Annotated in this window: 16 protein-coding genes; 11 read left to right on the top strand and 5 right to left on the bottom strand. The window is 47.6% G+C overall.

Features of this window, described 5'->3' with window-relative positions; genetic code table 11:
* The coding region (locus ACQY6I_RS13155) for a redoxin domain-containing protein (RefSeq protein WP_428241950.1) at window positions 1–120 on the bottom strand (120 nt) is incomplete at its 3' end.
* 471 nt (window positions 121–591) lie between these two features.
* Complete coding sequence (locus ACQY6I_RS13150; RefSeq protein ID WP_428241947.1) at window positions 592–1,323, bottom strand: hypothetical protein; 732 nt, start codon at window positions 1,321–1,323, stop codon at window positions 592–594.
* Between the two features lie 22 nt (window positions 1,324–1,345).
* Here ACQY6I_RS13150 and ACQY6I_RS13145 point away from each other — a divergent pair, with 22 nt between their 5' ends.
* The 10 genes from ACQY6I_RS13145 (at window position 1,346) to ACQY6I_RS13100 (ending at window position 15,707) form a co-directional block, all read left to right on the top strand.
* On the top strand, window positions 1,346–1,888 hold the full coding sequence (locus ACQY6I_RS13145) for a GNAT family N-acetyltransferase (protein ID WP_428241946.1): 543 nt from the start codon (window positions 1,346–1,348) through the stop codon (window positions 1,886–1,888).
* Between the two features lie 1,006 nt (window positions 1,889–2,894).
* The gene (locus ACQY6I_RS13140; RefSeq protein WP_428241945.1) at window positions 2,895–5,246 is read left to right on the top strand and encodes a c-type cytochrome; all 2,352 of its coding nucleotides are present in this window, start codon (window positions 2,895–2,897) and stop codon (window positions 5,244–5,246) included.
* A 57-nt stretch (window positions 5,247–5,303) separates the two neighbouring features.
* Window positions 5,304–6,626, top strand: a complete 1,323-nt coding sequence (locus ACQY6I_RS13135) for a DUF1501 domain-containing protein (protein ID WP_428241944.1) — start codon at window positions 5,304–5,306, stop codon at window positions 6,624–6,626.
* A gap of 285 nt (window positions 6,627–6,911) precedes the next feature.
* Window positions 6,912–7,103, top strand: a complete 192-nt coding sequence (locus ACQY6I_RS13130; RefSeq protein ID WP_428241943.1) for a hypothetical protein — start codon at window positions 6,912–6,914, stop codon at window positions 7,101–7,103.
* A gap of 80 nt (window positions 7,104–7,183) precedes the next feature.
* Window positions 7,184–7,348, top strand: a complete 165-nt coding sequence (locus ACQY6I_RS13125; RefSeq protein WP_428241942.1) for a GNAT family N-acetyltransferase — start codon at window positions 7,184–7,186, stop codon at window positions 7,346–7,348.
* Window positions 7,349–8,126: 778 nt separating this feature from the next.
* Window positions 8,127–9,275, top strand: coding sequence for a helix-turn-helix transcriptional regulator (locus tag ACQY6I_RS13120; protein ID WP_428241941.1), 1,149 nt, complete (start codon window positions 8,127–8,129; stop codon window positions 9,273–9,275).
* A gap of 138 nt (window positions 9,276–9,413) precedes the next feature.
* A complete protein-coding gene (locus ACQY6I_RS13115) occupies window positions 9,414–10,661 on the top strand; it encodes a serine hydrolase domain-containing protein (RefSeq protein WP_428241940.1) in 1,248 nt (415 codons plus the stop codon).
* Between the two features lie 317 nt (window positions 10,662–10,978).
* A complete protein-coding gene (locus tag ACQY6I_RS13110; RefSeq protein WP_428241939.1) occupies window positions 10,979–11,950 on the top strand; it encodes a D-2-hydroxyacid dehydrogenase family protein in 972 nt (323 codons plus the stop codon).
* 281 nt (window positions 11,951–12,231) lie between these two features.
* A complete protein-coding gene (locus tag ACQY6I_RS13105) occupies window positions 12,232–14,157 on the top strand; it encodes a bifunctional 2',3'-cyclic-nucleotide 2'-phosphodiesterase/3'-nucleotidase (protein ID WP_428241938.1) in 1,926 nt (641 codons plus the stop codon).
* A 377-nt stretch (window positions 14,158–14,534) separates the two neighbouring features.
* Complete coding sequence (locus tag ACQY6I_RS13100; protein ID WP_428241937.1) at window positions 14,535–15,707, top strand: Gfo/Idh/MocA family protein; 1,173 nt, start codon at window positions 14,535–14,537, stop codon at window positions 15,705–15,707.
* 455 nt (window positions 15,708–16,162) lie between these two features.
* Here ACQY6I_RS13100 and ACQY6I_RS13095 read toward each other — a convergent pair whose 3' ends face one another.
* Both ACQY6I_RS13095 and ACQY6I_RS13090 read right to left on the bottom strand, forming a co-directional pair.
* Window positions 16,163–17,128 carry a GGDEF domain-containing protein gene (locus tag ACQY6I_RS13095; protein WP_428241936.1) on the bottom strand — a complete coding sequence of 322 codons (966 nt, stop codon included), beginning with the start codon at window positions 17,126–17,128 and terminating at the stop codon, window positions 16,163–16,165.
* A gap of 128 nt (window positions 17,129–17,256) precedes the next feature.
* Window positions 17,257–18,087: a hypothetical protein gene (locus ACQY6I_RS13090; RefSeq protein ID WP_428241935.1), complete on the bottom strand. Its 831-nt coding sequence runs from the start codon at window positions 18,085–18,087 to the stop codon at window positions 17,257–17,259.
* A gap of 292 nt (window positions 18,088–18,379) precedes the next feature.
* On the opposite strand from ACQY6I_RS13090, the gene ACQY6I_RS13085 reads away from it, so the two are divergent.
* On the top strand, window positions 18,380–21,016 hold the full coding sequence (locus tag ACQY6I_RS13085) for a LamG-like jellyroll fold domain-containing protein (RefSeq protein WP_428241934.1): 2,637 nt from the start codon (window positions 18,380–18,382) through the stop codon (window positions 21,014–21,016).
* A 486-nt stretch (window positions 21,017–21,502) separates the two neighbouring features.
* Here ACQY6I_RS13085 and ACQY6I_RS13080 read toward each other — a convergent pair whose 3' ends face one another.
* Window positions 21,503–22,705 (bottom strand): hypothetical protein, encoded by a 1,203-nt coding sequence (locus ACQY6I_RS13080; RefSeq protein WP_428241933.1) that lies wholly within the window; start codon window positions 22,703–22,705, stop codon window positions 21,503–21,505.
* Between the last annotated feature and the right edge of the window lie 646 nt (window positions 22,706–23,351).

The raw sequence follows: 23,351 nt of genomic DNA, 5'->3' as shown, positions 1-23,351 counted from the left end.
ATCCGCAGGATAGAAAATGAAAATGGCCCAGCTGCCTTTCACATCTTCAGAAGTGATGGTTTTGAATTCACCATTGTGGAACGCCTGAACTGAAAATTCGGGGATTTCTTTGTTGATAATAGACATGTAAACATTTTCCTCTTGTGGTTTAACTATGCTGATCTTGTGTGCCAGCGTTGGGAGGCATATTACGAGTCAGTGGTGATTTGATAAATTGAATAAAATCGATCTTTCTGATCGCTTTTTTAGATTGTTCATAAAGCAATCAGCCTGAGAGGGCCAGGCTGAGATAAGAAAAGATCAGCGGCGGTGTTTCCTGTTGAGTGAGTACTTACCTTAATGCCGCCATCGCACAGCTGCCATAAATGGTGTGTGGCCGGCTTCGCCGGACGAAGCATAGATCTGCTATTTGCTGACAGAACAGTTATAGCGATTGAATAGCACGAGGGTGCGGCCTGATTCCTTGAATCTGCGAGTGCGGCAACAACTCAAACGGGTTTGTTGGATACACTCATGAACGCCTCGACCATCCCTGGCCTATGCCGATATTTGCCGGTGAGTGAGCACTCACTGAAAAACTGCTCCGGCAGCCTATCGATGCGCCTGTGGCGTCAGATCTCCCGGCAGGGTGAGCAAGGTACGGCACAGATTCAGAATCACAGTCAGGCCTTTTGCTGCGTCCCGGTCCAGCTCAAATAGTTCCAGTTCTTCATGCACCGACAACAACCGTTGCACATAGGCCAGTATCGAACTGACCTGGGTTGCCACGTCAGTCGATTGATCAGATAAACCAAAGGCATGGATATCCAGCAATACCAGTGGCTGGCCGGCAAAATCAACCGCAGAGAGATAATTGCGCCGATACAGCGCGAGAGATTGAACTTCAGAAAGGCGGATTTCAGACATAGATAGAGTTCCTGTAGGAATACTTTCTACCCCCAGCAGGTTGAGAGCTGTTGGGGGCAGGCCGAAACGGGTTCTCAACACCGTCCTACAGGAGACGGCCCAGCCGAAGCTGGCCCGCCCGGCCTGCCAAAACAAATGGGCACGCCAAAGCGTCGGTGCCAGAAGCGCAGAAAAAATCTGTGCTCTGGACCGCCTGTAGGTTTTCGGGGTTGAGAAGTCCCGGCGCTGGATTTTGCCAGCGCGGCCGTACATTAACCCGATGCCGGGGGTGAGTAAAGGGGATGGCGCTTGCCGTCGAGGGCTCAAAGCCCTGGCACGATGGCAAATCTGGCATGGGAGAAAACGCTCCGGCTTCTGCTCTGTCCGGCTGGCATAAGTGTCGTAGGCTTCGCTAAGCAATGTATGATACGCACCCAAACAACGACCTCAGACGAATCATATGAATATAGTGCTGGCGGATAGAGCCGATTTATCGCCTTTTCTGGAATACCTGGAGCGTCAACTACAGGATAACGGCACCCAACAGACTCCGTTGTTCCAACCCGTCTCAAGGTACCAGAATACTCTGCCGCCAGAGACTCGCGAGAAGTTTCAAAAGGGCATCAATGCCGTGTACGAGTCTGCCGATTGGCGCAAATTGTGGCTGGCGAAAAGTGCCGACGGCCAAATTATGGGTCATGTGGATTTGCGCCACTACGGCGATGAACTCTGTCGTCACCGGGTGTTATTGGGTATGGGCGTTGATCACAACTATCGTCAGCAGGGCGTTGGTACTAAACTGGTGAATACGGTGTTAGATTTTTGTCGTGATAACCAATTTGTTGATTGGCTTGATCTGCAGGTGTTATCCAACAATCTACCAGCCAAACAACTGTATTTGCGGTGTGGTTTTGTGATTACTGGAGAAATTGCGGATTATTATCGCATTGATGGTGAGTCTGTATCAGAAACCTTTATGACACAAGCGACACTACCCAGGTAACCCGCGACCGGCTCGGCGTTGCAGATTGATGATCTCTATCCGGATGCCAGTGCAGGCTGCAAACTAAGGGGGCGATGTCTGCCTGCTGACGCCTTATAAATATATCAATGTCGTTCAAACGCAATTGCACAAAAATATTGAGGCGGTTTGAGCGGATAGATGCGCATCACCCGTCAAATGACGTCTATTTTTTTGAAATCTCTATCTTGCCCTTGAGCCATCAGATGATTGAAATTCCCTGGTTCAGCTTTCAATGCCTTAGAAGCTAAGCGCGCATGAACGTTATCGTTTTGTATCAGTATGAGCTGCATTGTCATATTTAAATTATTCGAAATGTATCGCTATTGTCCTGTTGTGTTGATTTGTGCTGGTTTATCCGGGTGTTTTGACAACATCTACCGATGAAATGTGTTGTGGGGGCGAGCCTTTGGATATTTGTCTGGTATACAGGGCAAAAAAACAGGAAGACCGGTTTTGGGTGAAGAGTATGTTGCTCCAAATAGTCAGTTTTAAACGTTTATGGTCTTTTTTTTTTCTGTATCTTCAGGCTGTTTGTTAAGTAGGTCACTATATTTTAATAAGTGGACATTTAGTACTTGGCCTGTCAGCGAAAAGTAACATAAATTATGAATATTAAAATGTTTAAGATTAATGTCTGGTTTTCGGATGTGGTGGATCAGTCATGCAGATTTTCAGATTGCATTGAAAGAGCATGTTGAAACTGATGTTATCAGTAAGAATTGTTAACAGATTTTGATCTTTTTAAGCTGTTTGCTAAGGAGTTGCAATCTTGAGTCAATCATTTATTTCACGTTGTTTTCCCCCGTTTTTGCCAGTTTTTTGTCCCACGACTTTATTTGAATATTCATGATAAAAATAAATGGCTGTAGGCTGTGCCTGGAACCGGCATACCGACAGGACTATTGTAAAATTTGAAAAGGTGTCTATGAGAATATTTTTATCAACCATTATATGTGCCTGCGTGCTGTTTCTAACGGGCTGTAATATGTCTGCAAATCCGGCGGACAGGGAATCAGGCAGTACGGGTAACATTGATACCGTAACGACTGATACGGCCTCCTATATTGAGGCAGATCTAAGGTCTGGCGAATCTCTCTATCAATCTATGTGTGCAGGGTGTCATGGCAATAAAGGCACGGGTGGTGTTGGTGGACCTTTATTAGGCTGCCAGAACTGTTCTTCGTATAAGAAATTAACACAGGTCATCAATGATACCATGCCCATCGCATCTGTAAGTGCCTGTACTGGTACCTGTGCGGAAGATGTTGCTGGATATATTATGAATAATTTCAGTACGCAAACCGCGGATAGTTCAACTCAGAAACTGGAATATACGATACTGACATTGCCGGAGACGCTTCGCAGGTTTTCTACCACCGTCATTAACCGTCGTCCTACCGATGCTGAATATGCACTCGCGGAGACGGAGGCGGGTTTTGATCAGGTTGTTCGTGAAATGATGACCGAATTTGAGTTTGGTGTATGGCTGAAAACCACATTCAATGATCTTCTGTTTACCAACAAATATGTAGGTAATGCCAGCTCCATGATCAATTATTCCAATTACTCCAGCACGTCTGGTTTGGAAAACACATCCAGCCCTTACCTTGAGCGTAATATTTATTTTGATACCCGCTGTTATACCAAGCTGGTTAACTGGTCTTTCTCCCAAGAGCCGTTGGAGTTAATCCGTTATATTGCCATGAACGATCTCGATATCGAACAGATCCTGACTGCGAACTATCGTATGGTAAATTATTATACCCAGCGCGATAAAATACATGGTCGCAAACTGGATGGCAGCCTGTTTACCGGTGATGACTTCAAATATGTGAAGTACGATGGAGAAACGACGAAGTCTTTTTTCTGCAATGAATACAAATACACGGATGAAAATCTGGCCAGCTCTGGTCGGGAACCGGCATCGGGAGATAATCTGTATTTTTATGATTTTAATGATTTTCAACCAGCCATATTGCCGAAAAAAATTAATGGTGCCACCAGTAAAAACCCTCCATTGTTGACTTATCAGGTAGACGAAACCGATCCATTACCGATGGCGGGCGTTTTAACATCAGAAATGTTTCTGGAGCGTTATCCAACCAACAGTGGTAACCGTAATCGTTTGCGTGCGTCCAAGGTGCTCAAGTTTTTTCTCGACATCGATATAGGGGCCAGTCAGGTGGATGCGATTGAGAGTGAGGGGTTCGATAACCCCATTATGGAAGATCCCAATTGTACCGCTTGTCACGTTGTAATGGATCCGATCGCATCTTCCTTCCGTCATTGGCTCAACGATGGAACTTACTGGCCAGATCGTGAGCATTTCTCTTATTCCAGTATTTATCATGAGCGGACTCAGGAACAACAGGTATATGATTCCAATTTCTGGAACTATGAGGGCATGTTGCCGGCAGGCTTCAATATCGACGGTATTGCACAGGATGCTCCGGAAGGTGTAGACCCATTGCAATGGATGGCAAAGCAGGTGGTCGCTCAGAAACGATACTATACCAGTGCCATTATTCGCACGCTCTATAACGGTTTATTGGGTGAGTATGACAACCCAGAGTATTTTCGTTCGATATACGACCAGTTCTCTGCGAGTGGCGTTGAAACCAACTATATTAACGATTTGGTTTTGGCGCTGATCAAGCTTGATGATTATCGTATTAATGGTATCACCCAATCCGGAGAGGGAGAGGGAGAGGGAGAGGATGAGGTCCGTTCCATCCGTCTGCTTACACCGGAAATGCTGGCACGCAAAATATACAGCTCGACCAATCTGAATTGGGCGGTCCTGAAAAACTCTTCAGTGCAGGTATTGTATGGGGGGATTGATTCGGATGCTTATACCACGCGACTGACAAATATCAACGGTGTATCAGAGGCCTTTTCGGAACGTATGGCTGCTGAAATGGCATGTCAATCGGTAACCAATGATTTTCGCAAAGATGTACAGGATCGAGTGCTTTTTCCTGACGTTTTGATCACTGACCAGCCGGAAAGTGAGGCGGAAATAGCAAAGATTAAAAACAATATCGTTTATCTGCATGACTGGTTGGTAGGTGAAACCCTGAGTGTGGACAGTGATGAAATCAATGAAACATATGACCTGTTTTTGACCGCCTATGAATATTACCGGGATGCCGGTAACTCCAGTCTGGACAGCGAATGCCAGGCGATCGTTAACCGCGAGTATGAGAAGCAAAGAGGTCAGTATCGTATTTGGCTGGAACCGTCCAGGCAAATTAAGAACGACACTTTCTATACGATCAAGCCCTGGATGGCGGTGATGAATTATCTGCTGCTGGACGCAAAGTTTTTACATGACTGATTGCCTTATTCACAGTAACAACATGATTCATCAGCTTATTCAGAATTGGACCGCATTATGAACAGACGTGACTTTATAAAATTATTGGCTCTTTCCGGACTGGCTGTTGGCTGCCTGCCCGTGATCACCCGTAAAGGTTATGCCGCAGGTGCTGGTGGTACTAACCAGTTTCTGGTAACGATCGGTGCAGATGGCGGTTGGGATACCACGAGTCTGTTTGACCCTAAAGGGCAGGCCAAGGGGGTAAACAATGTGGACCTGGATGATACCCTCGTTACTCCGAACGGTATTCGCTGGAGTGCGGTACCGGGTAGTGTTGGCAGTGATATTCAGGCACGGGTTGCCGATCAGTATCAGAAATTTTTTACCACGTATGATGATCAGTTGACCATTATTCGCGGGTTAAATGCCATGACTGTCAGCCATTCTGTGGGCTCACGTCTTAAGCTCAGCGGCTCAGCCGGGAACTATCCGAGTTTAAGTGCTCTATATGGCGCTGCCTATGGTTCAGGCTTACCGTTGGCTTATTTGACGTTTGGAAGCGCGTACGGTGGTGCGGATTATACTGCCGAACTGGATGTTACCAAGGCTTTGTTGGGCGATGGCAGTTTAATTGATCAGATGGCCGATCCAGCTCTGGGTCAGGACGATGCTGTTTATCAGATGATTATTCAAAAACATCTGGCACGGCTTGAGCGACAGATCATGAAGGAAAACAGCGCTGGCGGATTTCCTTTATATGCGAAAAAGATGGAGCAGTTGTTAGCGGAGCGGCTGCAGGTCAACATGTTTTTGCCTCTGCAGCAGAATCTCAATAGTTTGAACAGTGGCAATGGTTTCAACCCTGATTGGTATAGTGATCGGGCAGCCTCTTTGAAACTTCAGGCGCGGATCACTGCGGCCAGTTTTGCCACGGGTACGTCCTGTTGTGCTTCTCTGACCTGGCCGGGATTTGATACACATTATAATAATGATCGTCAGTTCAGCCAGATGGGAGATCTGGTTGAGGGAATCCATACTCTTATGGAAGCATTAAAATTTTTTGGAATTGAAGAACAAACCACTGTCGTGGTGGCTTCTGATATCGGTCGAGCCGGCAAATACAATGCGGATGGAGGCAAAGACCATGGCACGACCACTGGGATGATGGTGTTGCATCCGAAAAGTTCTGGTTTGGGCGGACGTGTTTTTGGTGAAACCAGTGACAGTTATGGTGAGCAACCTATCAACTTTGTCACAGGAAAGCACGATAGCAACGGCACTCGACTGAATGTGTTACATATGATGGCGGCTCTTCGCGAGCACTTGGGACTAATGGGTACTGATGTCGTATCTGATTTTGATCTGGGCGATGTACCGATACCGAGCGTGTTTTCGTAATACCGGGCCACTGCGATTTCCATCATCGGAGCCTTGTGTGGCTCCTTGCCTTGATACATAACCGCCAAAGCGATGAAAGACGGAAAATATCTGTATATCGGTGCTTGGGCGGTGAAGTCTGGTGTTATGGGTTTGATAAAATCTATCTGTGGCATTTGCATAATGTCGGCGACAAATTCTAACGTACCGGTGTCATACGTGTTAACCCTGCTCTTCAAGTCTGGCTGCTCTGGCTGAATGGACGTCCAATAATGCGTACCCAAAGAACAACCTCAGAAGCATCATATGAATATCGTACTGGCAGATAATGCTGGTTTACCGCCTTTTCTGGAATACCCGGAGCGTCAACTACAGAATAACAGCACCCAACAGACCCTATTGTTCCAACCGGTCTTAAGGTGCCAGAGTACTCCGCGACCAGAGGCTTGCGAGAAGTTTCAAAAGGGCATCGATATCGAGTATGAGTCTGCCGATTAGCGCAAGTTGTGGCTGGCGAAAAGTGCCGACGGCCAAATTATGAGTCATATGGATTTGCGCCGTTAGGGCGATGAACTCTGTTGTCACCGGGTGTTGGTACAAGACTGGTGAATACGGCGTTTAATTTTTGTCGTGGTAACCCATGGATCGATTGGCTCGATCTGCAAGTGTTATCCAACAACCTGCCAGCTAAAAGACTGTATTTTCGGTGTGGTTTTGTGATGACCGGAGAGATTGCGGACTAGTATCGCATTGATGGTGAGTCTGTATCAGAAGCCCTCATGACTCAGGCCACTTATATTAATTACCCCGTGAATATTTGTGGCCACCGTCACAGAGCTGTTGCCGGAAATCATTAATCCGGTCCGGTCTGTCAGCGCCTGCGAGGGAGGTATCCTCGACTTGCCATCATCCGGCGAATTTCCATAGTTAAAAACAATTACGGTCATAAATATGGTTGGTATTGTTTGATATCGCGTTAGCTGGTACAACGGACTTTCTGGAGGAGTGTTACTAGACAGTGAACGGTCGGTTTTGAGATTGCATTTTGCGTGATTTATGGTCAATAAGGTCTTGCGGGCTATGTAATCAATTGTGACGGGCAGTCATTGAGAAAGGGCACAACAAGATTGCTCACGGCATCTATAAAAAGAACAATCGTTCAGCACTTGCCGGGGGCTTTCTGAAAAATAATAGGGTTTTGACGCTGACCGGGAATGGTTATTCGGAAAATATCTGTTTATCGGAATCTGTGATTTCTCGGATTTTAGATGCTTGCGGACGAAGATGATACCTTTGTTTTGTGTGCGATATGTTGTTCGTAGCGTCTTCATATACGAGTAGGCGGCCTTGGGGTAAGGTTGTTAATCACCTGTTTACCTTGAAATAAACAGCAATTTTTCTGCCATAAAAAGCTGGAAACCTATTGCCAAAGGTTTGACCTGAGATTCACTGCAGTTGTGGAGAGATGCGGTTTTCATCGGTGAACTTGGCATATAAAAATAAGAATAGCGGGGATTTTGTATGCAATCACTACAAGACAATCAGCTATTTGCTGATATTTATCGCGGGGTTATGTCGCCCGGGGCCTGGGTGGAAACGCTGGATACCATCAGAGATCATATGGATGTGACCAGTGTCGCGTTGCAGGTTTTCAGAAAACATAATTCCGGTTACTGCGAACTGATTTGGGGGGCCAGGGATTCGTTTTCTCTTCAGCATGCCAAGCTGCATGATAAATGGGTGAATAACAGCGAAAACCCCCGTTTACAGATCGAATTGCGTTCCCCCCTGCAAATACTCCGGGATGAAGATGTGTTTTCTTCGAGTTGCCCGAAATACAATCGCTTTGTGGAACGACTGGCGTGTGCCGGTTTGAATACCGGCATTATGATGGATATCGAAATATCGGACAGAACCTTTTTAAGCCTTATTGTTCATCGCCACCGTGACGATGAACGACCATACGGTCAGGACATAGAGCAGTTTCTGCATTCGCTGGCACCGCACTTGTCTCAGGCAGTTCAGTTGATGCAGAGTTTTCGTCAGCTCAGTGGGCAAAATAAGATGCTCGAAAATGTTCTCAACCATTTGCGGGCCGGAATTATCGTGTTGGATCAATACGCCAATGTCACCTGGCACAATGAGGCAGCGCAGCATTTGATTGCCCATTCCGATGCGTTGATGCTTCATAACCAACAGTTACACTTCGCAAAACCCAGAGACAAGAGCTTCTTCTCTGGAAGTATGAGTGAAATGCTGGCTATGAAGACCATGCATACCCGGCATATTACGACGATTAATACCACCACCTCAGGCCCGATAGAGTTCATGCTGGCACCGGTGCCGGAGTTGGCCAATGATGATGCTGAGCCTGGTTTGAAGCGTATACGGCATGTTGTGGTGTATCTCCGAGGGCAGGATCAGGCGCCTCTTAACCCCACCGAAGTTCAGCATTTGTATGATCTGACGCCAGCGGAGTCGAGCATTGCCGTTGCCTTGGCTGAGGGACAGACACTGGCTGAATATGCGGATCAAAAAGGGGTGAGTATTGGCACGGCGAGAATTCAGCTGAAGAGTATTTTTTCCAAAATGAATATTAACCGGCAGCCGGAGTTGGTACGTAGGCTCTGGTCTTCGGTTTTTGCAAGCACGGTTCCTCCTACCTATTGATGCCTGTCATTATCCTGTATGGGATATGACAGGCAGGCGAAAAATGGCAAACATGGTGTTGATCCTGGCATCCGTGGAATCTGAGTGGACGCTCATTCACGACAATACAATTATTAAAAGCCATCTTGAGGAACATAAATGAACATAAGAAGCTTCCCTAAAAAAACTCTGTTATTAGGTATATTGTCCGGCTCTTTGCTGGCGTTTCAATCTACTGCTGAGAATGTGATTGATCCGTTGGTTGCAAATGTGGGGCCTGAGTCTGAGGTCCCTGTCGCTGTACAAAATCTGCGTTGGAATATGTTGGACCGTAGCGTGAATTCCCTGACATTCCGTAGCATGGATACTTTATTTACCACTCGTCAGGTGGCGCGTTCCGGTGACATTTCCGTGCTACCCAAAATTGAATCCGATATGGATCTGACCTATACCTTCAACGGCAAGACATATACTGCCGAAGAGTTTTTGGATCGTACCTACACCAATGCCATGCTGGTGATGAAGGATGGCCACATTGTGTATGAGCGCTATTTAAATAATATGCGTCCTGAAACCCGTCACATTGGTTGGTCCATGACTAAGTCACTCGTCTCTATTTTGATTGGCATTGCTCATGAAGAGGGGAGAATCAAATCACTGGATGCACCGATCACCGACTATATCCCTGAATTGTCAGAAGGCGCTTACAAGGGAGTCACCATTCGTCAGATATTGTCCATGGCGTCGGGAGTGAAGTATGAAGAGCGCTACGATTTCGCGAATCCGGGCACCGCGGCCAGAAACCATATTCTGGCGCTGGTGAAGAATGTGTCGCGTTTTGCGGATATGGCTAAAAATCTCGAACGCAAAAATGAACCGGGTACCGTATTTGAGTACAAAACGATTGATACCGCTGTACTTGGGTGGTTACTGGAGCGGGTTCTGGATGGGTCAAACGTTGCATCCTACGCTGCTCAAAAAGTCTGGGAGCCCCTCGGTGCTGAGCAGAACGGGTTTTTCATCATGGATGGTGCACCGGGTGAGGGCCGTGAGTTTACGGGGGCCGGCTTCAATGCAACATTGCGGGACTGGGCCCGGTTGGGACAGATGGTGTTGCAGAAGGGTGAATATAATGGTCATCGCTTCGTAAGTGCCGATTATATTCAGAAGGCGACTCATTCCGTTCTGCCTGAAGATCCGAATATGGGAGGTTATGGCTATCAATGGTGGACCATTGGCAGTTCAAACGCATTTTCGGCAATCGGGTTGCAGGGACAGTTTGTCTATATCGATCCTGATACCAATACTGTGATTGTTAAACTCAGTTACTTTCCACAGGAAGAGATGGATGATGCAGAACATGAAACTCTGGCGTTCTTCAAAAAAGTGTCTGCCTGGAAACCATAATGAATCACCCTGCAATCAGAGAGATGATTTGATTGCAGGATGAATACACAAACGTTTTATCGTAATAGAGGCTGGTTTTAATCTGATTTGAAACCAGCCTTTTTGTTTTGTACTTTTCTATTTCATATCTATTCTGATCGACCTTCTTTAGAGCCAACTTCGGCAGCGCCTGATTCGGGTTTTTTAACGGCTATCGGTATACTGCATTTTTGTCTGAGCTTATGCTGGCAACTGATTCGTGCGGTATAACCGACTGACATCACCGAATACTTTCACTATCAAATGATTTCAATAATCTCATTACCAAGGAAACTGCCATGAAAGTCGCTATTTTGGATGATTACCAGGATGTGGTAAGAAATCTCGATTGTTTTGATCTTCTGGTCGATCACGAGGTGTTGGTTTTGACAGAGACATATCCGGAAGAAGTGTTGGTGGCAAAGCTGGCCGATGTGGAAGCGCTGGTGCTGATTCGTGAGCGTACGGTCATCACCGAGTCTTTGCTATCAAAACTTCCCAAGCTGCGATTGATCAGTCAGACCGGTAAAATCAGCCATCATCTTAATCAATCCGTGTGTCAAAAATATAGTGTGGATATCGCCGAGGGTGTGGGCTCTCCGGTGGCGCCGGCAGAATTGTGCTGGGCATTGATTATGGCGGCATCCAGACATATTCCGGCCTATGCTGCCCAGCTTCAGGATGATCACTGGCAGTGTTCCGGTGGACGCGGACTGGGCCGGACACTGAACGGGTTGACCTTGGGCATCTGGGGATATGGCAAAATTGGTCGACGGGTGGCGCAATATGCCAAAGCTTTTGAGATGACGGTGCTGGTTTGGGGCAGTGAGTCGTCACGCCTGGCTGCTCAGCAGGATGGTTTTACTGCTGCAGGATCAAAAGCAGAGTTCTTTTCAACGGCTGATATTGTGACTCTGCATTTGCGTCTGAATGAAGCGACCAGAGGCTGTGTGACCAAGGCCGATCTGCAACAGATGAAAGCTGACTCTTTGTTTGTGAACACCAGTCGCTCTGATCTGGTGGAGACCGGGGCCGTGTATGAAGAGATGCTGGCGCATCCGGGTAAACAGGCTGCGCTCGATGTGTATGAGGTTGAGCCGGCAACACGGGCGAACGAGCCGCTGCTGTCTTTGCCGAATGTCACGGCTCTGCCGCATCTGGGCTATGTGGAACGCAACAGTTATGAGCTTTATTTCCGTACGGCGTTTGAAAATGTAGCGGCGTATGCACAAGGGCAGCCCAAAAACCTTGTAACGACAGTAACGCTTTAGTTTTCACCTTAAGTTATCGCTGTTTGGCATTTATGGTGATGGTGTTTGTTCACCGATGAGCAGATGTTTGAGAGATGGTGTGTATAGGTCAAACTATTGTTGCCTGACCGGAACAAAATCACCATAACACGGCATATCCCTTGCCTGTATGGCTCTCAGGCGCGAATATGACCATCTGGTCATGTTTTTTTCATATTTCAATTGTTGAATAGCACCATAACTGATCAGATAACAACCAAGACTGCCTCGAATGCAGCAACACCGAAAAATTGGAGTTCACCATGAAAAAAGTTTTAGCACTGGCTATTGCTTCCATTATTACCGCACCAGCGTACAGCGCGACGGTGAATCTGCGGGTGATGGAAACGACCGATATCCATATGCATATCACCAATTATGACTACTATCGCGATGCTGAAAGCGACACTGTGGGCCTTTCAAAAGTGTATACCTTAATCAAACAGGCACGAAAGGAAGCTGAAAACTCGGTGCTGGTGGATAACGGTGACCTGATTCAGGGCAATCCTCTGGGGGATTATGTGGCCAAAGGCAGGGTGCTGCGGTTTGGGGAAACACATCCGGCTTACAAAGCTATGAACCTGATGGATTACGATGTCGGCAATATTGGTAACCATGAGTTCAATTATGGTCTGGATTTTTTGATGAAGGCTTTGAGCGGTGCCGCTTTTCCGTATGTGAATGCCAATGTGTATGTGGATGATCATGATGGTAATCCTGACAACGATCAGAATTATTTTCAGCCTTATATCATCAAAACCAAAAAAGTAGTGGATACGGATGGCAATGAGCAGTTTCTGAAAATCGGGTATATCGGTTTTGTCCCGCCTCAGATCATGACCTGGGACCAGAGCAATCTGACCGGTCGGGTGGTGGCCAGGGACATCGTTGAGAGTGCGAAAAAGTTTGTACCGGAAATGAAAGCCAAAGGTGCCGACATCGTGATCGCGGTCCCGCATAGCGGCATGTACAACAATCCGCGCCAGGGAATGGATGAGAATGCCACTTACTATCTGGCCAAAGTACCGGGTATCGATGCCATTCTGTTCGGTCATTCGCACTTGGTGTTTCCAGGCGATGAAGCTTTTGCCGATTACGAGGGGGTGGATGCCGATAAAGGTACCGTGTATGGGGTACCGGCCGTTATGCCAGGATTCTGGGGCAGCCATCTCGGAGTGGTTGATCTGACTCTGAATAATGACAAAGGCCGCTGGAATGTGGTGAATGGTAAGTCTGAAGCCCGGCCGATTTACAAGCGTGAAGGTCGTGATGTGATTCCATTGGTGCAGGCAGCCAGCGAAATCAATACCGCTGTTCAGTTTGATCATCAAGGGACGATTGCCTACATGCGTCAGAAAGTCGGTGAATCGACCTCTGACATCAATAGTTTCTTTGCCCTGGTACAGGATGATCCATCGGTACAGGTGGTCAGCAATGCCCAGACCTGGTACGTGAAGGAAATCATTCAGGGAACTTCTTATGAAGGTCTGCCGGTTCTGTCGGCAGCGGCACCGTTTAAAGCGGGTGGTCGCGGTGGCGCGGATTACTACACTGATGTACCTGCTGGTGATATCGCTTTGCGTAACGTCAGTGATCTGTACATCTATCCGAATGATCTGAAAGTCGTGAAGCTGAGCGGAGCTGAAGTGAAAGAGTGGCTGGAGATGTCTGCCGGTCAATTCAACCAGATCGACCCGGCTGCCGGAGTGGATCAGAATTTGGTGAACGAGAATTTCCCTACCTATAACTTTGATGTGATCGATGGGGTTCGTTATCAGATCGATGTCACTCAGCCAGCCCGCTACAGCAGTAAGGGTGAACTGCAAAATCCAGGTAGTGAGCGTATCGTCAATCTGACCTTTGAAGGCAAGCCGATTGATATGAATGCCGAGTTTCTGGTGGCAACCAATAATTATCGTGCTGGTGGCGGTGGTCATTTCCCCGGCTTGGATGGTTCGAGCATTGTGATCGATGCGCCGGATAAAAACCGCGATGTGATCGCTAACTACCTGTTGACTCAGAAGACTTTCGATCCAGCGGCAGACGGTAACTGGCAGTTTGCTAATACCCTGGGGAGTGCCCGGGTGACGTTCAGAACGTCACCGAAAGCCAAGACGTTGGCCAATGATCATCTGGTGTTCGACAGTGTCATGGATGATGGCTTTGCGCGCTTCTATCTGAAGCAGTAGTCATCGATGGAGAGAGTGACAGCTTTCTCCAGCTTCCGGTCTGCCGTCTGTGCTGACGGTGACCGGGAGCGGTTCTGCGTCGGTCTGCTATGATGACTTTGCCAGATTTGTTACTCGTCAGCTTTGAGCCCTGCCAAACACCCCCTGATTGAATTATTTTCGGGACAGGGGTTTCTAAAGTACCTGACTTCAGTTTAAATATTTCAAAATCCAATTTTTCGAAATAAAAATTCTTTATCAAACAACAATAACAGCAGAGTCTTGTCGAAATTGGAGCGGTTGGTTTGTTAACTCACCGTAGTACGGTACTGATATATCCCGCAGGTGACGTGATGTCCGCCCGGCTTTTACAGCGGCTCATTTTTATGAGGTGAATTATGCTTTTTGGTGAAATCAAAACACGCCGGCCCGTTCGTTGGGGGATGGTCGGGGGTGGCAGAGGCGCCCAGGTTGGTTACAGTCATCGATCCGCGGCTTTGCGGGATAACTCGTTTCAACTGCTGGCCGGCGCATTCGATATTGACCCTGAGGCCGGGAAGGCTTTTGGTGAGACGCTGCTGGTATCCCCAGGTCGCTGCTATGCCAATTATCAGACCATGTTTGCCGAGGAGGCCAAAAGAGCCGATGGTATTGAAGCGGTGACCATTGCCACACCCAATAATACCCATTACACCATTACCCGGGCAGCGTTGTTGGCGGGTCTGCATGTTATCTGCGAGAAACCCTTGTGTTTTACGGTGGCGGAAGCGAAAGAGTTGCGGGATTTGGCAGCGCAGCAAAACCGTTTGATTTGCGTGACCTACGGTTATGCCGGGCATCAGATGATTCGTCAGGCCAGAGCAATGATTGCGCAGGGGGATCTGGGTGATATTCGCATTGTGCAGATGAGCTTTGCCCATGGCTTTCACAGCGAGCCCGTTGAGCTGGCCAGTCCCAGTACCCGTTGGCGGGTGAATCCGGAGGTGGCCGGACCAAGTTATGTGCTCGGTGATCTTGGCACCCATCCACTGTATTTGTCTGAGGTGATGTTGCCGCAGTTGCAGATTAAAAAGTTGTTGTGCTCGCGCCAGAGTTTTGTGAAAACCCGTGCGCCGCTGGAGGACAATGCCTTTGTGATGATGGAATATGATACCGGAGCTATGGCGTCCATGTGGATTTCGGCGGTCAATGCCGGTTCGATGCATCAGCAGAAAGTGCGGGTGGTCGGTTCCAAAGCCAGCATTGAATGGTGGGATGAGCATCCCAATCAGCTGCGTTATGAAATACAGGGTGAGCCGGCACGAGTGATTGAGCGTGGGATGGGGTATCTGTATCCGGAAGCGCAGGTGGATGATCGGGTAGGTGGCGGTCATCCGGAAGGCTACTTCGAGGCATGGTCCAATCTGTATTACCGCTTTGCCATGGCCATTGAGGCGATGGATAACGGTAATCCAGATTTGATTGATGAGTTGTGTATCCCAACTGCTGATGCTGGTTATGAGGGGGTGCGTTGGGTTGAAAATTGTGTTCGGTCGGCTGATCAGGGGGGGATTTGGGTCGACTATCAATAAGGAACCTCTGAAAATTTCAGAGGCCCCATAATTCCCTCCGCGAGGAGGCGTCGCTGATTCCAGTGAACCGGGCACTTCGGATTCGCTGGAAGACTGGTTAGTCAATATCGATTGGAATGGTTAGAAGTCGCCATCCGACCATGAAGGAAGGTGGTAGTGTGCAGCATAAGTACATTTTTCGGGATCTAAAAACGCCTTTGACGTGCTTTGAGTCTGTATGCAATTAGTCTCTTTCGATATTTTTCGAACCCTGGATCAGGTCATCAAACCCGAACATATTTTTAAATACTAAACCGAGCAGAGTTACACGGACTGGTGATGCTATTGTGGGCGGACAGATGTTTTGTATGCGCAAAAATATGTGCCGATTGACCGGGACATCCGTGTGGTCGTGATGGTCGTTCAGCTATCAGATACTTTTGGTGTGTTCGAATGCGTCCATGCACGAGAGGTTTTTAAGTGCTGGCCTGCTTGTTGCTGACAGATAGTCTGGGTCCTGCATATTCGATGCAGTTGCGGCCTTTTTGCTTGGCTGCATAGAGCATTTTATCTGCGGCTTCAAACAGAGAGATCGGATCAGAATGATCCGTTGGGATTATCGTGCAAACCCCGGCACTCACGGTGATAAAGTCCGATACGGTGGAGGAGGCATGGGGAATCCGCTTGTTGACGATTAACCGCCGGCAGGTTTCCGCCATATCGATTGCTTCGTTTTTGCCGGTGTTGGCAAGCAGCAGTACAAACTCTTCACCGCCGTATCGGGCCAGTAGATCCGTTGTGCGAATGATGCTGTTGTTGAGGGTATCGGCAACCTCGATGATGCATTTATCACCCGCTGCATGACCATAATGATCGTTATACTGTTTGAACTGGTCGATATCGAAAATGACCAATGAGATGGGATCCTGGTTGCGCTGCGCCCGTGTCCATGCGACCTGTAATGCGCGGTCGTACATTCGCCGGTTGGCAATACCGGTCAGCGAGTCGTGGAAGGACAGGGACTCCAGTTGCTTGTTCAGACGAAGCAGGACATCTTCCATCTTCTTGCGCTCGGAAATGTCGAAGATGAAGCCTACCAGTGCGGTTGTTACACCATTTTCCCGAATCACATGTACCACATCCCGAACCCATACATAGCCACCATCGGCAGTCAGTGCGCGGTAGTCGGCTTCATGGTCGACGCCGAAATCCGATTGCGAGATACACAGGTTGGCTGTCTGCTCCCGTTCATCGGGATGTATCCGGTCAATCCAGTCTTGCGCAGTTGCCCAACTATGTTGAGTCCATCCCAGCAGGGATTCAATCTGCGGACCAATATATTCAAACTCTTTGGTTACCCAGTTCAGTTTCCAGGGGATTGCTTTGGTTGACTCAAGCAGGGTTTTGTACAGCCCGTCTTTGTCTTCACTGATTGTAGTCATGTACCTGCCTCGCAGAATAACAACGGTAGCAGTATAACCATAAACGAAATCCTATTACCCATGAAATATGGTATTTAATTCCATAATACGTGGTTATGGTTAATGCCACCGAAGCTTCATGTTACCTGTTAGCCCTGCCAGTCCGGAACGACATCGAGCGCCATCGTGAGTGAATTTTTGTTATACATTAATACTGTGTTTGCCGAGACGAAAGCAGAATCTCCGACTGTAATACCGTATTTTCCTACCAGGGTTCCATCGCCATGTATGGTATAAGAGGGTGTATAGAGTGCGTAGCCAAATGGAATGTTGAAAGCGGTAAACTGATAGCGGCCATTACTCAGTAGTTTTCCGATAACAATGTATCCGCCGCTGTTGTTATCGAGGGGAATATGGATGTGTGGAAAGTCATGGGTTTCTACAAAAACACCACCGCCACCATAGGTTTGCATCAGAAAATCTTTTTTATAATCCTTACTGTATTCATAGCGCATCATGACAATTTCATAGTCCTTTGAAGAGGGTGAGAACACCTCATCGTTGGCCAGCAATTGCAGATCATAGTGACGAACATTGTCTTTATCCGCAACGACCGCGGGAATTCTGAAATCGTCAGGCAATAATAATGCACCTACTCCGCCAAACGTATTAGCGCTCCCGCCATGAATAACGTCTACATTCTGTTCCAGAGCCTGCTGAGTGTTTAACCAGGTGGCTTCGACTTCAACATAGGGGGTGTCGGTTGTGGCTGGTATCAGCGTTTCGGGTGAGTTGACATCCAGTTTCCAGATCGTGACACCTTTGTCGAACATGGCCACTTCCCCTTCAGTTTTCATGACAACATGGTTGGGGTCCGGTTCGGTACCGTTTACGGCGCAGCGGGTTAATGTTGCACTTTTTACCAATGCCTGTTCAAGCAGGCTTCGATCTGTTTTCGATGCAGTTTTCTTGGGTTCCATTCAGGAGCTCCGGCAATGTCAGTGGAAAAAACGCAGGCTCAGTATTTCACAGCGAAATGATATTTTCATTGCATTTCATCAGTACTGATTGTGCGTTGTCTGCCATTCTGGCAGGTATTCATGTATGTCTGAAGTAGCCAATCTGCCTATCGATTAATTTTGTAAATCAGAAAAATTAAATCGTCTAAATATGCAGCAGAAATTTCTGTGGGCTTTGGCAATTAGAGTGCCTATGCTGATGTGGCTGTAATCCGGCACAACAAAAATAAAAAATACCCACAGGATACAAATCATGACCTTATGTTCTGAAAGTACCTTAATGAAAAAAAATACATGGCTGAAAAGCCATATATGTAAACCGCTAATAGGCGTTTTCTCTGTATTAGCTGTATCCACCGCTGTCTCTGCGGCTCAACAAATTCTGTGGTATCCGTTTGATGATGCATCCGGGTCAACGGTGGTGACCGATGCGTCCGGAAATGCCCGCAACGGAATAGTGAAAGGCGGGGTAACCTTAACGGGTGATGCTGCCTATTTAGATGGTTCAAATGGCTATATTGATATGCCTGACAATATTATGACCGGACTGAATGCCATTTCTGTGACGGCAGAGGTTTATATTGAACCGGATCAGCCGACGCCATATTTCATATATGGGATGGGAAATATCTCTGGTGATCAGGGTAACGGCTATCTGTTCACGACCGGTAATCATTACCGTACGAGCATCTCCACCTGCCATTGGTCATGTGAACAGAACACGGCCACTCCGAATGCAGGTTTACCACGTGGTCAGTGGATTCATATTGCTTATACGCTGGGTAATGGTGTTGGTGTTTTATATATAGACGGCAAAGAAGTGGCCCGCAATGAATCGATAACCATCTCGCCCGGGGACATTGGCTCCGGTACCACGGTGGAGAACTTTTTGGGTCGCTCTCTATACAGTGCGGATCGTTATTTTCATGGCGCTATTGGCGATTTCCAGGTTTGGAATGGCGTGCTCTCCGCTGCAGAAATTGCCGCCAGCGTGCCACAGCAGGTATTGTGGTATCCATTTACAGATAATGCTTCTTCAACTGTTGTGACGGATGCTTCCGGCCATGGTCATAACGGCACTGTAGTGGGCGGTGTCGCTCTTAATGGGGATGTGGCAACACTGGATGGCAGCAGCGGTTATATCGATATGCCCGACAATATCATGGCGGGTCTGGATGCTATTTCTGTGACCACCAAAGTGTATATCGAAAACAATCAGGCCTCGCCTTATTTTATTTATGGAATGGGTAACATATCCGGAGATCGCGGCAACGGGTATCTGTTTACCACCGGTAATTATTACCGTACGACGATTTCCAGTTGTCACTGGAGTTGTGAACAGAATACCGGTGTGTCGGGACAAAATCTTTCCAGAGGACAATGGCATCACCTTGCCTATACGCTGGCAAACAATGTTGGCACGCTTTATCTGGACGGCACTGAAGTGGCCCGTAACAGTAATGTCACGTTGACCCCGGCGCAAATCGGCTCCGGTATGACGACAGCCAACTTTTTGGGTCGTTCTCTCTACAGCGCAGATAACTACCTTAATGGCCGGATCGATGACTTTCAGATTTGGAACGGTGCGTTGAGTGCCAGTGCAATTGCCACGGCAGCCAACGCTGCACTCGCGGATGTCGAGCTGACCGACGCAGAGTCCGTCAGTGTTGATTCTGCAGCGTTGACGGTTGTGAATGCGAACGATGTTCGCGGTCATCTTTATCTGCCACAAACCGGTGACAACGGAACCACTATTCAATGGCAAACCAGTGCCAGTACGGTGATTGCGACTGACGGCATCGTGCATCGTGCGCCGGCCTGTACCAGCCCTGGTACCCCATCTGGCTGTGGCCAAACCCGTTATGTGACGTTAAGCGCCACCGTCAGCAAGGGTCGCGAATCTGCCACCAGGACTTTTCAGACGACCGTTCCGCCGTTGAAGACATTGGCGGCGTTTGAAGGATATATGTTTACCTATTTCACCGGCGAAGGCAGTGCTGATGGTGAGCAGATCTATTTTGGCCTTTCCAATGGTAATAACCCGTTGAGTTGGAAAACACTGAATGGTGATAACCCGGTATTGAGAACGACTCTGGGAGAACAAGGGGCTCGTGATCCGTTCATTCTGCGCTCTCCAGAAGGTGATAAGTTCTATATGATCGCCACAGATCTGAAAATCTATGGCAATGGTGATTGGGGTCGTTCACAAACCTGGGGCTCGCAATCGTTGCTGGTCTGGGAATCCAACGATCTGGTGAACTGGAGTGACGCGCGGTTGGTAAAAGTATCGCCTAATACCGCTGGTAATACCTGGGCACCGGAAGCATTCTGGGACCCTGAGTCGCAGAGTTATGTCGTCTTCTGGGCATCGAAAATCTATGACGATGAAACTCATTCCAATAGCACCTATAACAAAATGTTATATGCCACCACTCGCGATTTTGTGCACTTCAGTGAGGCCAAAATCTGGGTGGATGCAGGTTATTCCACCATTGATTCAACCATTACCAAACACAACGGACTGTATTATCGGTTCACCAAGGATGAACGGTCCGCATCGGAGTCAGCCTGCGGCAAATTCATTCTGGCTGAAACCTCTTCTTCACTGAGCAACCTCAACTGGAGTTTCCTGACGGAGTGTATTGGCAAGGGAGCAATCGGTGCGGGTGAAGGTCCGCTGATCTTTAAATCCAATACCGAAGAAAAATGGTATATGTTTATCGATGAATTTGGTGGACGCGGATATATTCCGTTCGAAACCACGAATCTCGACTCTGGTCAATGGGCTGCGTCCTCCAATTACAGCCTGCCATCCAGACCGCGCCATGGAACAGTATTACCAGTGACCGCGTCTGAGTATCAGGCCATTCAAAATAAATGGGGTAATTAACCTCACAAAAGCAGGTGGACATTTTGTCCGCCTGCTACTTATTCAGCCCACTTTCCTGGTTATCAATGCTTTCCCCCTTCTTCTCAAAACTTTAGGCAGTCGTATTGTTCACTGTCTGTTCCCAGTCATTATGTTGCTACAGGTTCAAATCATTGCACGGTTGACCAAAAAATATTTCGAGTGAATGTTTCTCACTGAGATGTATCGAAGGTCAGGAGTGCCATTACCAGCTGACTGCAAGAATTTTTTGATGCAGATAGGTTTTATCCACGATGATCGTCCGGGATGACAGAGAAAAGTAATCCCAAAACATGACCGAATTATTGACTACCTTTGATCCTCACAATACTACGCGTTAACACGATGTTTTGTTTAAATTTGAAGGAGTGGGTCATGGCCTAAAATAAAGTCCATCAGGTTCTAGGGTAACCTGATTTCTATCAATATAGGGCGGACTCATTTGTCCACCCATGTTCGTCATCTGTCTTAATCGTACTGTTGTTGCAACCAGTTTATCAGAGGTTGATCCAGCACTTCCTGGCGTAATGAGTAGTTCACCAGGTAGTTATCTGCTTCACCGCCGTCAGCAGGGTCAACGATGACTTGTACACTGGCGTGTTCAAACAGACTGGCGGTATCGATTTCCAGCGGTGCCTGGGATTCTCCTCCCCCCAGAAACAAAACGTCGCCGGTAAATTTATTTAAATTACCGGTAAATGTCCGGTCTCCGGCGACGGAACAATTGAGGTTGGCAAAATGATTATTGCTGACCAGGGTGCCAAAATACTCGGTATCTTTAAAAAACATGTCTGCTTTCATATATTGGTAGTCATCGAGTGTGGCCGTAGGGGCAGCAAAGCGATAGGTTGGGGTGAATGCGAGGAATCCCATTCCACCGGAAGACGTTAAGATATTCACCACAAATTGGTAATTACTGACGGACGGATCAGCAGCGGATGGCGAATCGGGAAAATCTCGGGCAGCGGCAATCAGCACATCCAGACCGCCTAACGAATCACGATAGAGATTACCGGTATCGATTTGATCGTGAAAACTGTCACAGGCCACCTGGTTGTGTTGACGAATGAGGTCATCGCTGGAGTACAGGCCGCCGGTACTGAACAGTGCACGGTAATGTGTATTGTTGGCATTGACAGAGGCGATCGCCGCCATCCCGCCACCGGTGGTTCCGCCAATTACCGGGTTTGCCACGTGCGTGGCATGCTGAATAAGTTGTCGGGTAAATTCGATATCCCGACCACGAAGCTGCAGCCCCCAGGTACCCATAATGCTGCAATCGAGCCAGTTGCAGTCTGACGGATCACCGGTAAAAATTCGGTCTTCCACGACCCAGACATCAAACCCTGCCAGTGCAAGGGTGGCTTCAAAACTGTCCTGATAGCGACCAGTGCTCGACAACGCATAGTGCTCCAATGTGGCATTAAATGGAGCGACCAATAACAGTGGTTTAAGGGTGTGGGTCTGATGGTTCAGGTGGGTGATACGTTTGATTCGAAATTGATTCAGGGGGTTGTCACCTTCCTGCCAGCGGCTTTCAAATGTGATGAGTGCAGGTGCCTGATACTGAATGGTGAGGTCGACCAAACGGTAAGGAACAGGTGATTCATTATGTGCATAACCGGCAATAGACAATAGGGTCAGGCACAAAGCGCAGAATAAGTTACGCATGTCTTAATACTCCTTGGGAATAGAAATGCTTCAGGAATTTCCCGCGTTGGTACGAGTTGTTCCTCTTTCATCATTAAACGTCAAATGACGACTAACGATAATCGCCATATCTTATCGATAAAAATGACATTGCGGTAATAGCCTTGAAACGAGTGTCTCTTTTTTTAATTTTTTTTGTCGCATTTCATGACTTTATATGGAATATCACCTTCTGAGTATCCATAAAAAAACCCGGCAAAGCCGGGTAAAAAAAGGCTCCTGGGAGCAATAATGACTGAACAAGATATTAATGATGGTGACAGGCACGTTTTAATCGATGAATGACTCACACGTGCCGACTCCAATACAACACAAATCTGCAATGTGTTGATTCGCGCTAATAAATATCAGATTTCCTGTCACCTCACCAACAGGCATTGGTAGGAGTGTCGGGTCAATCAGGTTCTGTGATTTTTTTAGAACAACGCTATCAGGTGACGGATATTGTTATGTTATGCGTTGATTGGCGGTGTAAGTTAAGGAGTTTGATTATCTCAACGCAAAATAAAAACATCGGGAAACTCTGAAAATAGTCCGATGTGGGATGTATCGTTTGAATGTTTTTTAAGGGCGGAGATAGCCGGCAGTAATACGATTTCGGCCGTCG

Source organism: Gynuella sp., from assembly GCF_050297175.1.
GTDB lineage: Bacteria > Pseudomonadota > Gammaproteobacteria > Pseudomonadales > Natronospirillaceae > Gynuella.
The sequence above is the reverse complement of the archived record's forward strand: the minus strand, read 5'-3'. Positions and strand labels throughout refer to the sequence as shown.